The sequence below is a fragment of the Lacrimispora indolis DSM 755 genome, from assembly GCF_000526995.1.
Taxonomy (GTDB): Bacteria; Bacillota; Clostridia; order Lachnospirales; family Lachnospiraceae; genus Lacrimispora; species Lacrimispora indolis.
In genome coordinates this window covers 6,319,525-6,331,702 of the sequence record NZ_AZUI01000001.1, presented here as the reverse complement: position 1 = coordinate 6,331,702, position 12,178 = coordinate 6,319,525, and the positions used below count along the sequence as shown (strand labels likewise).

Here is a 12,178-nt window from a genome sequence, read left to right as displayed (position 1 = left end):
AATTTCATGGAATGCCGGTGGAATGCTCTTGAAAAAGAGAGCATTTTCACCGGTATTTTTGTGCTGCTCCCATAGTTTTCGGCCGCAGGGTAATACTGGATGATTCTCCAGCAATGAGTTAAATCTTAACGAAAAAATAATTGACACACCATTTAAACGGATGTAGAATGATAAACATTGAAAATTATTAACAATGTTAAGTAAGGAAAAACAGGGGGGTTTTATTGTGAAGGATGGACAGGAAGAATACATAAAAAAGTTTAAATCGGAATTAGCCATGATGATGGGAAGTAAGCAAAGGATCCATAGAAATTGTATGACGGAAGGAATCACCCAGAGTGAATTTTTTGCCCTGCATCAAATACGGACTGCCATGAATGAAAACCCGGAAAGCAGGGGTATTCATGTATCTGCCCTGGCAAAAAGGCTGAATATCGCATTATCGGCAGCATCCCGGATGCTGAATACACTGGAAGAAAGGGGCCTGGTATACAGGGAAATAGATCCCAAAAGCCGCAGGAACATCTGCGTTTTCTTGACAGAAGAAGGGGAGAACATGTGGAAGAAATGCTCTGAAACGATGAGCGGGCTTTTGGAACGGGTAATCATTGCCATGGGAGAAGAAGACGCATGCAAATTAATTGAATTGTGGAAAAAGTTTTCGCAACTGATGGAAAAAGAAGTGAATTTAATGGTGAAGGAAAAGGAAACAAGTGAGGAAAAACGCCAATAGATTGGGACAGTTAACAACGGGTTTTAAAAAGCACATAAGAGATGAAAGGAAAGGAGGGAATCGGTTTGAAGATATTTTTTCAGTATTTTAAGCCCTACCTTTTGTTTATAGCCATGTCAGTGGCTCTGCTGTTTGGTCAGGCAACATGTGATTTGTCACTTCCTGACTTCATGTCTGATATCGTAAACAAGGGAATTACAACGGGAAACACCTCCTATATCATTAAAATTGGATTTCAAATGTTGGGAATCGCTTTTATCAGTGCCTGTTGTACGATTCTGGTGGGCCTTATCGCCGCCAGAATAGCCGCCGGCGTCAGCCGGAATCTGCGTCAGGACATTTTTGCAAAGGTAGAGAGCTTTTCCAATGCAGAGATGGAAAAATACTCCACCTCATCCCTGATCACAAGGACCACCAACGACATCACCCAGATCCAGCAGCTGATCGTCATGGTGATCCGCATCGTATTTTATGCTCCCATCATGGGAGTGGGAGGCGTGATACACGCGCTGGACAAAGACAAATCCATGTCATGGATCATCGCTCTTTCCGTGGGATTGCTGCTGGTGGTGGTTTTCAGCATGCTGGCGGTTGTTTTGCCTAGTTTTCAGTTTGTTCAAAAGCTCATTGACCGTTTAAACCTGGTAGTAAGAGAGAGCCTGGAAGGAACGCTGGTGATCAGGGCATTTAATACCCAGCGGTTTGAAGAAAAACGGTTTGAAAAGGTGAATACAAGGCTGACTGAGACAAATTTATTTGTCAACCGGGTTACCTCGGGCATGATGCCTGCCATGATGCTGATCATGAACTTAACCAACCTCCTGATCATATGGGTGGGGTCAAAGGCAGTATCCTCCTTCCGGATGGAGGTGGGAGATATGATGGCTTATATGCAGTATGTCATGCAGATCATCATGGCATTTTTGATGATGACCATGATGTTCATCATGATCCCAAGGGCCATCGTATCCATCAGGCGTGTGGTGGAAGTGCTTCAGACAGAACCCTCCATTGGGGACCCGGAGGCTGAGGCTGAGCTTCCCAAGGAGCCCAAAGGCGTTGTGGAATACCGGGGCGTATCCTTCCGGTATCCGGATGCAGATGAGGATGTGTTACATAATATCACGTTTACGGCACTGCCGGGACATACCACAGCTTTTATCGGCGCCACGGGAAGCGGGAAAAGTACTCTGGTGAATCTGCTTCCCAGGTTTTATGATGTGACCCAAGGGGAGATCCTCATTGATGGGCTCAATATCAAGGCCTGGCCCCTTCATAAGCTGCGGGATATTATAGGATTTGTTCCCCAAAAGGGGATTTTATTTTCCGGAACCATTGAAAGCAACTTAATGTACGGAGACCGGACGGCCGGCAGGGAACAGGTGGAAGAGGCGGCAAGTACGGCTCAGGCCATGGAATTTATCAATTCAAAGCCAGAGGGCTTTGAAACCTCCATTGCCCAGGGAGGAGGAAACGTATCAGGAGGACAAAAACAGAGGCTTTCCATTGCAAGGGCACTTGTAAAAAGAGCACCTGTGAATGTGTTCGATGACAGCTTTTCCGCCCTGGACTTTAAAACCGATGCAAAGCTCCGGGCTGCTCTTCATGAAAAAACAGGCGACAGCACCATCTTTTTAGTTGCCCAGCGCATCAGCACCATTATGAATGCGGACCAGATCATTGTTTTGGAGCACGGGAAGATTGCCGGAAAAGGAACGCACCGGGAACTGATGAAAACCTGTGATGTTTACCGGGAAATTGCATTATCACAGCTTAGTGAGGAGGAATTGAAATGACAGAGAAAAAACCATCCAGTTCCCCCATTGGCGGCAGAGGCGGGCTTCAGGGCAAGCCAGAGAATGCAAAAGATTTTAAAGGGACCATGCTTCATCTGGCCCGTTACTTAGAGCCGTACAAACGCTCGGTATTTGTGGTAGTCTTATTTGCCGGCTGTTCCTCCGTATTTTCCATTGCAGGGCCTAAGATTTTAGGAAAGGCCACCACAAAGCTGTTTGAAGGCCTGATCGCCTGGATGATGGGAACCGGATTATTAACGGATTTCCGTTACATACGAAACCGTCTGCTGCTTTTGGTGGTGCTCTATCTGGTGTCTGCCGTATTTTCTTATTTACAGAGCTATATTATGTCAGGCATCAGCATGAAGGTCACCTATGAGCTGAGAAAGAATATTTCGGAGAAAATGAACCGCCTCCCCCTTAATTATTATGATACAAGGACTCACGGGGAGATTTTGTCAAGGATCACCAATGACGTGGACACGGTCAGCCAGACGCTGAACCAGAGCCTGACGCAGATCATCACTTCTGTGACAACTCTGGTTGGAATTGTCATCATGATGATATCCATCAGCATCCGGATGACCCTGGTGGCTGTTCTGGTTCTTATGGTTTCCATGGTTCTGATCATGTTTGTGGTGAAGAAATCCCAGGTATATTTTCAGAAGCAGCAGGAAAGTCTGGGATACTTAAACGGCCATATTGAAGAAATCTACAGCGGCCATAATGTTGTGCAGATATTTAACGGAGAAAAGGAAGCCATTGAAAAGTTCCGGACCATCAACTATAAATTATACGGATCGGCCTGGAAATCCCAGTTTTTATCAGGAATGATGATGCCCATCATGTCCTTTATCAGTAACTTAGGATATGTTTTTGTCTGTCTTTTGGGCGGCTATTTAACCGTGGAAAAGGTGATCGAGATCGGAGACGTCCAGGCCTTTATCCAATACATGCGGTCATTTATGCAGCCCATCTCCCAGATCGCAAACGTGTCCAATACGCTGCAGTCCACAGCAGCAGCTGCAGAGCGTGTATTCGAGTTTTTAGATGAGCAGGATGAAGTGCCGGAAAGCGAAGCACCCATCAAACTGCAGTCAATTCATGGAAATGTGGAATTTAAAAATGTCTGTTTTGGCTATACGCCGGATACATTGTTCATTCACGATTTCTCCTCTGCCATAAAGGCCGGACAGATGGTAGCCATCGTAGGGCCCACAGGAGCGGGCAAAACAACGGTGGTGAAGCTGCTTATGAGATTTTACGAATTAAATTCCGGACATATTTTGATTGACGGCCATGACACCCTGGATTTTACAAGAGGGGATTTACGCTCCATGTTCGGCATGGTGCTTCAGGAAACATGGCTGTACAATGCCACCATTATGGATAATATCCGGTATGGAAATTTTGATAAAACAGATGAAGAGGTCATAGAAGCGGCAAAAGCAGCTCATTGCGATGAATTCATCCGGGCATTGCCGGGAGGTTATTACATGATGATCAACGAGGAATCCAGCAACCTATCCCAGGGCCAGAAGCAGCTTTTGACCATTGCAAGAACGATTCTGGCTGATCCCAGGGTTTTGATTCTGGATGAAGCCACCAGCTCCATTGATACAAGAACAGAAGTGCTGATCCAAAAGGCCATGGGCAAATTGATGCAGGGCAGAACCAGCTTTGTGATCGCCCACCGCCTTTCCACCATCAGGGATGCAGACTTAATCCTGGTAATGAAGGACGGCGATATTATAGAACAGGGAAATCATGTATCGCTGCTGGAAAAGAAAGGATTTTATGCGGATCTGTATCACAGCCAGTTTGCAGATTAGCCAAATACCCGCAGAAAGCAGCGGAATATTTGACTCCACGGGCATCTGCCAAAGTCAGGTTTTCTTGACCTTGGCCCGTTGCCTTCTCAAGAATAACAGAACGGAGAGAGAAAAATATGCAGGAAAACAAACATATCAATGTTGAGGATCAGGAAGTAAAGACAGGGGCAGGAAAACTGAAAAAGATCATAGCTCCCCTTCTGATCCTGCTGGTGCTTGCCGGATGCGTGGGCGGATATTATGTCTATGACTCAAGCGTATCCTATTTTAAAACAAATAACGCAAAGGTGACGGCAAAGCTGTATTCCGTAAAGGCGGTAACAAACGGAAAGCTTTTGTCTTGGGAGGTGGAAAACGGCGACCTGGTGGAGCAGGACCAGGTGCTGGGGCGGCAGGAAGTCCTTCCCTATATCACTGCTCCCATTTCCGGAACAGTGGTAAAAAATGACGGGGCAGTCAACCAGACAGTGGCCCTGGGATCAGAGCTTGCGCTGGTAGCTGACACCTTAAATCTGTACGTCGGAGTGAATGTGGAAGAAACAGATATTATGAAGGTCCGCCTGGGACAGCGGGTGGATGTGAAACTGGATGCATATCCCGGAAAGACCTTTAAAGGGCAGGTGACCGAGATTGATCCAGCCACCCAGACTTATTTTTCCGGAAATTCCAGCTTTAACACCAGCGGGGAATACACTAAGGTGACTCAGCTGATACCCATTAAGGTGGCGATCGAAAACGAAGAAAATCTTCCCCTTGTATTTGGCATGAATGCATCAGTTAAAATACATCTGAAATGAATAGGGCTTACAGGAGGTCAGAAAAGATGAAAAAAATATTCACGGGTTTTATGGCAGCGGCTATACTGTTGGGCTCGCTTACAGGCTGCGGGGCAGAAAATCAGCAGACTGAGGTTACCGTTGCGGTGGCGAAATCGGGAAAAGATCTGTCTACCATGGTATGGCAGGGAACCGTGGAAGCTCTCAGCAGTGTTGATGTGATGCCAAACGGCAGCGGAAAGATTTTAGAGATCCCGGTAAAGGAAGGAGATCATGTAAGTTCAGGAGACGTTTTGTTCCAGGTGGATGACCAGGATGCAAGGCTGCAGCTGGAGCAGGCAAAGGCAGGCTATCAGGCAGCGGAAGCCGCTTTTAAAAATGCGGAAAAAGCAAACCAGCAGAATACAGGCGTAAGGCCGGCAGAGATCGCCTTTAACACAGCAAGGGATAATTTCAGCCGCATGCAGGTCCTGTATGAAGGAGGCGCCGTTTCCCAGGCAGAGTATGAAGGGGCAAAGGCTCAGATGGATACGGCCGCCGTACAGCTTCAGGCAGCCACCAACGGGCAGGCAGGTAATTATGAAGTTACAAAGGCCCAGCTGGACAGCGCCAAGGCTTCCCTGGATATCGTACAGAAGAAATTTGACGACTGTAAGGTTACTTCCCCCATATCCGGAATGGTGACAAACGTTTATGTGGAAATAGGCCAGATGGTTTCTCCCCAGATCAAGTCCATGACAGTCATTGACGACAGCGGAAAGAAAGTGAAGATCCAGGTGGCTGACATGGACATTGACCAGCTGAAAACCGGAATGGACATGAGGGTCAGCCTTCAGCCATTAGGCGAAAGCTGCCAGGGAACTATTTCCGAAATATCCGCGGTTACCAATGCTTCAACAGGGATGTTCACGGTGACCGTGCAGCTGGAAGAGGCAAGCAAGGTCAGCTATATCGGCCTGACAGCAGATTTAAGAGTATCTGATAATAAGGAAAACAGCTCTGTATACATTCCGGCAAAGTGTATCCAGTCCGACGATTCCGGAGCTTTTGTATACAAGGTTTCCGATGGAAGCGCGGTCAGGACAGCAATCACGGAGGGAAGAAAAAAGAACGCTTATTATGAAGTTTCCCAGGGACTTTCCGAAGGGGACGAAGTGGTGATGCAGAGCAGCAGTCCTTTGGAGGATGGCAAACAGGTGCATGTACTGACTGTAAAATAGGTTAAATATTTGTATGGATCCTTTAAAGAGTTGAGCAGAGAAAAGCACCGCCTTTTGATGAATGGCGGTGCTTTTCATTTATAACAGATTCAGCTTTCTGGCGGGAGGAGAAGGAGGCCGGAGATTTAGTTCCTGCATGCCAGGCATTTCCGGTAATTCTTATTGGCGCGTTCCCAGTCTATTACCTGGAACCAGTTTTGGATGTATGCATCCCGTTCGTTGTAGTGCAGTAAGTAGTAGGCATGCTCCCACACGTCTATGGTAAGGACCGGGCAGAGATTTTGAACAATGGGGGTATCCTGATTTGCTGTGGTTACGATTTTAAGCTTGCCGCATTGGTCCACAACCAGCCATGCGTAACCGGAGCCAAAGACGGACATTGCTTTTTCCTCGAATTCCGTGTAAAAGGCTTCTATTGACCCGAAATCCATGACCAGCGCATAATAGAGCATTCCGGCCTGGCAGCGGGTTTCAGAGTTTGACATACCGTTAAAATAGAAGATATGGTTGTAAACTCCGCCTCCGTTATTCCTGACGGACTTCTGAACGTCTTTTTGCAGGCAGTCTGCGTTGCAGAGCAGCTTTTTCAAGGACCAGCTTTGCAGGTCCGGACAGTTTTTTAGGGTCTTATTGAGGTTATCTACATAGGCCTGTAAGTGCCTGTCATGATGAAGGCACATGGTCTTTGTGTCGATGCACGGCTCTAACGCATCATAATCATAAGGTAGGGGTGGATTTACAAATGGATAATGCTCATTCATTAGGTGATTCCCTGTTTTTATTATCTGTATAAGTATATTCAGAAAATGAGGGCATGTGAGGGATAAAGGCGGATTTATGATTTTTTTATTCAGAGTTTGTCTGAAAATTGAGAGACTTGCATATGCTGCATCCAGAGGTTTGAAGACAAAATACATTGGAATTAGGCTTCTATTATCACGGATTTTCTTGACTCAACTCCCTGGGTTTCATAAAAAGCATCATGATATTTGAAGCAAAAAGTGAAAAAGGGCTGTTTCCGGCATCAATGGCGGGAAAAAGTCCTTGAAGATTGAAAAGTTTAGAAAATTATAAGAATTTTATACTTAAAAAAGTTATATCAGCCCGTTATAATAAGGAAAAAAGAAGTGTCACCGATACAGGAGGGAAAAGGGCATGAACGGATTTAAGAACAATGAGATGGAAGCGGGCGAAGGGGCGGAAATGGAGCCAATGTCTGATGAAGTATTTGATAGAGAGCTGCAAAGCCTGATGGAAGAGGAAAAAGGCGGAAAAAAGAAAAAGAAGGGCCCGCGGAAAAAGTGGAGCAAAAAGAGAAAGATCATAACCATTGGAGCGGCGGTCATTGGGGCCTTTTTTATTGCCTTCAAGGTGATGGCAGGCGGCGGGAGTGTGGCTATGCCGGTAACTGCTTCGCCCCTTGCAAAGGGAGAGGTAGTGGAAATGCTGTCAGTCAGCGGGCCTGTCCAGGGAACCGACAGCGTGGAAGTAGTATCCAATCTTCATGCGGAGATCCTGGAGCTTCTGGTAAAGGAAGGAGACCGGGTAGAAAAAGGACAGGTCTTGGCGACCCTTGACGATAAGGATGCAAAAAAGGAAGTGGATATCGCTCAAAACGCCTATGACCTGGCTGTGAGCACCTATGGGGATAAGCAGAGGGAAGCGGAAAACGGATATGCAAAGGCAAAGCAGGATTATGACACTGCCAGGGCCAACTATAACCGGACCCTGGCTCTTTACCAGGGAGGAAGCGCTTCCCAGGTGGAGCTTGAGACTGCATCCAACACCATGAATGACGCGCAGCGGGAAATGAGTACATATACCTTAAAAAATGGAAAGCCGGTGGCAAATGAATCCTATGCCCTTCAGATCGAAAAAGAGGCCTTTGAACTGGAACAGAAGAAGGAAGCATTAAATAATACGAAGGTCACCAGCCCCATTGTGGGGACTGTAGTAAGAGTCAACTGCAAGGTGGGCCGTTTTGCAGATAAAACCGATGATGACAAACCCATGTTCATCATCAACAATTTGGATGTGCTGGAAATGAAGATCAATGTCAGCGAGTATTCCATAGGAAAGGTTGCCATAGGACAGCCGGTGGAAATCAGTGCGGATATTTTAAACGGTGAGACCGCAAGAGGAGAGGTGACCGCCATTTCTCCCACAGGAGAGGAGAAGGGAAATGGTTCCACGGAACGGGTCATTCCCACCACCATACGGATCATTGACCAGAATACAAAGCTGATCGCAGGCATTACCGCCAAGGCAAAAATTGAGCTTCAAAAGGCGGAGAATGTATGGGTTGTTCCAATTTCAGCAGTGATCCAGCAGCCTGACGGCAGCACGGCCATTGCCTGTGTAAAGGATAAAACAGTAACCTTTATTCCTGTGAAAACCGGAGTGGAGAGCGATATCCAGGCAGAGATCATTCCGGAAGAAGAGGGAGCCTTGACGGAAGGGATGCAGGTGATTGATGCCCCGACTCCTATGCTTACAGAAGGAATGGCAGTAACCGTGATTTCACCGGTTCAGTAAGGGGGAGGAAGTATGTGGAAAAAAAAGGATAAGCTTCCTGCCCGCGTAACAGAGAATGTTAAGGAAGATTTGATAAAACTGGTGGATGTGGTAAAGGTTTACGATACCGGCTCCATTAAGGTGCTGGGATTAAAGCGGGTAAACTTAACCATTAAGCGGGGAGAATTTGTAGCAATTATGGGACAGTCCGGCTCAGGAAAGTCAACCCTCATGAACATTTTAGGGTGCTTAGACCGGCCTACTATGGGGCATTATTATCTTGACGGCATTGATACGGCGGAGCTTCCGGCCGATGATTTATCAGCCATCAGAAACCGCAAAATAGGATTTGTATTCCAGTCCTTTAATCTCATATCAAGGACCTCTGCATTAAAAAATGTGGAGCTTCCCATGACTTATGCCCATATATCCAAAAAATCCAGGGAGGAGCGGGCTTTAATGCTTCTGGAACGGGTAGGTCTTGGAAGCCGGTATGAGCACATGCCCAATGAGCTTTCCGGAGGACAGCGGCAGAGGGTTGCCATTGCCAGGGCGCTGGCAAATGAGCCTCCCCTGATTCTGGCCGATGAGCCTACGGGAAACTTAGATACCGCCTCTTCAAAGGAGATCATGGAGCTGTTTTCCAAGCTTCACAAGGAGGGAGCTACTGTTGTACTGGTAACCCATGAAGAGGATATTGCTGCTTTTACAGAGAGGATCATACGTTTTCGGGATGGGCAGATGGTCAGCGATGAGCTCAATGTTCCTCAGATCCAGGAACAGGAAGAGTCTGAAAATATGGAGAAAGAAGGGACGCCATGCTGTTAGAAAACATGAGTATGGCGCTTCACGCCATACGGTCCAATAAAATGAGATCCTTTTTGACCATGCTGGGAATCATCATCGGCATTGGGGCGGTGATCGCCATTGTATCCGTAGGAGACAGCATGAGGAATTTATTTTCCGATGCCTATAAGGATGTAGGCTTTAACCGGGCCATCATTATGGTGTCCTGGGATGTGACGGATTTTCGGATGTCGGATTATTTTACCAGGGATGAAATGGACCGTGTCAGGGACGTTTACCAGGATAAGATCCAGTATATTGACAGCGATGCCAGTGCCGATGCAGAGGCTGTCAATGGGCGGAGAAAGGTTAAGTATCAATTCCAGGGGATTGATTCCAATTATACCGATGTACAGCCATTGGATATCATTTACGGAAGAGCCATCAATACGGCGGATGTAAAAGGAGCGGCAAATCATGTGGTTTTGGAGGATAAGGGGGCGGTGGAGCTGTTCGGCACGGCTGACTGTGTTGGCAGAACCTTCCGCATGACCATTAATAAAGACACCCAGGAGTATATGGTTGTTGGAGTCTATCATAAGGATATTTCCCCCATGATGGCCATGTTAATGGGAAACGGACAGACCCAGTCAGGGTTTCTGCCTTATACGGTCCTAACAAAATCCAATGATCTTTTTCAGGACTTGAATTTTTATGTCAGGGATGGAGTGGATATGAATGCATTCCTGTCGGAACTTACCAGGTACGTGGCAAAGTTAAAGGGCCGCCCGGAATCAGAGATCCGGACCATGTCCGTTGCCGAGCAGATGGGAAGCGTGGATGCCGGCCTTTCCGGCATGGCGGCCGCTGTTGGCGGAATTGCCGCCATCTCTTTGCTGGTAGGAGGCATCGGGATCATGAATATCATGATGGTCTCCGTTACGGAACGAACCAGGGAAATCGGGGTCCGCAAGGCTCTTGGCGCGAGGACAAGAGACATTATGATCCAGTTTTTGACGGAGTCTGCCTTTATGTCGGCCTGCGGAGGAATCATCGGAATTCTTCTTGGAGTCGCTCTTGTGAAAGCAGGGGGAGCCGCTTTTCAGATGACCGTGGTCATCAGGCCCTCTGTAGTGGTCCTGGCAGTAGGATTCTCGGCTTTAGTAGGTATATTCTTTGGGCTTTATCCGGCTTCCAAGGCAGCGAAAAAAGATCCCATTGAAGCCTTAAGATATGAATAGGAGGGGAACATCATGCTGCTGGAAAATATGAGTATGGCCATACATGCCATCAAGGCCAACAAGATGAGGTCCTTTCTGACAATGCTTGGGATAATCATCGGCATTGGATCCGTCATTGCCATTGTATCGATCGGAGATACCATGCGGTTTATGGTATCTGACCTTTATAAAAATGTGGGAGTTACCCTGGCTTATGTCTATGTCTGGCCAAAGGATGGGGAGGATATGAGGCAAAGCGATTACTTTACCCTGGACGAAATGGATCGGGTGAAAGAGGTATTCGGAGACGAAATCACCTACTTAGACAGCAATGCCAGCGTCAATGCAGAGGCTGTCTTTGGACGCAATAAGGTCAAGTACGGGTTTGAAGGAATCTACGCCAATTATCCCCAGGTCCAGAAGATCGACATTATCTATGGCCGCAATTTAAATGAGGCTGATATTAAAGGAAGAAAAAACAATGTCGTGCTGGAGGCAAAGGGGGCGGAGGCTCTGTTCGGAATGGAAAATGCGGTGGGAAAAACCTTCCGCACCACCATTTACGGCGTTACGGACGATTACAACGTTGTGGGGATCTACCGGCTGGACCAGAATCCCTTTGAAGCAATGATGTCCGGGGCCAGCGAGACCAGGGCAGGATATGTGCCGGATACCCTGCTGACCTGGCCCAATGACAACATTTACAGCCTGCGCCTTTATGCAAAGGAGGGAACCGACATGAATTCCTTTTCTGAAAGATTCACCTCCTATGTGGCAAAGTCCAAAAACCGGAACAAGGAAGATGTCACCTTTTATTCTGTGTCCAGTGAAATGGGAAGTGCGGACACACTTATGGGAGGCCTGTCCGCTGCCGTGGGAGGGATCGCAGCCATCTCCCTTCTGGTAGGAGGAATCGGGATCATGAACATCATGCTGGTATCCGTTACGGAACGAACAAGAGAAATTGGGATCAGAAAGGCTCTGGGAGCAAGAACAAGGGATGTTCTGATCCAGTTTTTAACCGAATCAGCCATTCTTTCCGCCTTTGGCGGGATCCTGGGAGTTGTGGTCGGCGGAGGACTTGTGCTGGCAGGAGGAGCGCTTTTTGGCCTGTCGGTGGTGATAAAACCGGGGGTTGTTCTGGTGGCAGTTGGCTTCTCGGCGTTGGTTGGCTTGTTCTTCGGCATTTACCCTGCTTCCAAGGCGGCAAAGGCAGATCCCATCGATGCCCTGAGGTATGAATAAAGAAGTGCGGGAGACCTGATGAGCCCAGAGTGAGGATAAGTTATATTATGGGAAGT

At 47.3% G+C, this 12,178-nt stretch carries 10 protein-coding genes; 9 read left to right on the top strand and 1 reads right to left on the bottom strand.

The features are described from left to right. Window positions 1-226 precede the first annotated feature (226 nt). From K401_RS32195 to K401_RS0130605, 5 genes are all read left to right on the top strand, one after another. Window positions 227-733, top strand: a complete 507-nt coding sequence (locus tag K401_RS32195) for a MarR family winged helix-turn-helix transcriptional regulator (RefSeq protein WP_024296541.1) — start codon at window positions 227-229, stop codon at window positions 731-733. A gap of 65 nt (window positions 734-798) precedes the next feature. Beyond that, window positions 799-2,529: an ABC transporter ATP-binding protein gene (locus K401_RS0130620; RefSeq protein WP_024296540.1), complete on the top strand. Its 1,731-nt coding sequence runs from the start codon at window positions 799-801 to the stop codon at window positions 2,527-2,529. Beyond that, on the top strand, window positions 2,526-4,361 hold the full coding sequence (locus tag K401_RS0130615) for an ABC transporter ATP-binding protein (protein ID WP_024296539.1): 1,836 nt from the start codon (window positions 2,526-2,528) through the stop codon (window positions 4,359-4,361). Before K401_RS0130620 ends, K401_RS0130615 begins: the two co-directional genes overlap by 4 nt. Before the next feature lie 116 nt (window positions 4,362-4,477). Beyond that, on the top strand, window positions 4,478-5,158 hold the full coding sequence (locus K401_RS0130610; protein WP_024296538.1) for an efflux RND transporter periplasmic adaptor subunit: 681 nt from the start codon (window positions 4,478-4,480) through the stop codon (window positions 5,156-5,158). Between the two features lie 26 nt (window positions 5,159-5,184). Continuing rightward, window positions 5,185-6,357: an efflux RND transporter periplasmic adaptor subunit gene (locus K401_RS0130605; RefSeq protein WP_024296537.1), complete on the top strand. Its 1,173-nt coding sequence runs from the start codon at window positions 5,185-5,187 to the stop codon at window positions 6,355-6,357. A 125-nt stretch (window positions 6,358-6,482) separates the two neighbouring features. Here the strand turns inward: K401_RS0130605 and K401_RS0130600 are convergent, their stop codons facing one another. Beyond that, window positions 6,483-7,118 (bottom strand): superoxide dismutase, encoded by a 636-nt coding sequence (locus K401_RS0130600; RefSeq protein ID WP_024296536.1) that lies wholly within the window; start codon window positions 7,116-7,118, stop codon window positions 6,483-6,485. A gap of 394 nt (window positions 7,119-7,512) precedes the next feature. Here K401_RS0130600 and K401_RS0130595 point away from each other — a divergent pair, with 394 nt between their 5' ends. From K401_RS0130595 to K401_RS0130580, 4 genes are read left to right on the top strand one after another with little or no spacing between them, the layout of a single operon-like run. After that, on the top strand, window positions 7,513-8,892 hold the full coding sequence (locus K401_RS0130595) for an efflux RND transporter periplasmic adaptor subunit (RefSeq protein WP_024296535.1): 1,380 nt from the start codon (window positions 7,513-7,515) through the stop codon (window positions 8,890-8,892). A 12-nt stretch (window positions 8,893-8,904) separates the two neighbouring features. Then, a complete protein-coding gene (locus K401_RS0130590; protein WP_024296534.1) occupies window positions 8,905-9,699 on the top strand; it encodes an ABC transporter ATP-binding protein in 795 nt (264 codons plus the stop codon). After that, complete coding sequence (locus K401_RS0130585; RefSeq protein ID WP_024296533.1) at window positions 9,690-10,898, top strand: ABC transporter permease; 1,209 nt, start codon at window positions 9,690-9,692, stop codon at window positions 10,896-10,898. The genes K401_RS0130590 and K401_RS0130585 overlap by 10 nt, the downstream gene beginning before the upstream one ends. A gap of 12 nt (window positions 10,899-10,910) precedes the next feature. Then, window positions 10,911-12,122 (top strand): ABC transporter permease, encoded by a 1,212-nt coding sequence (locus K401_RS0130580; RefSeq protein WP_024296532.1) that lies wholly within the window; start codon window positions 10,911-10,913, stop codon window positions 12,120-12,122. Window positions 12,123-12,178 lie beyond the last annotated feature (56 nt).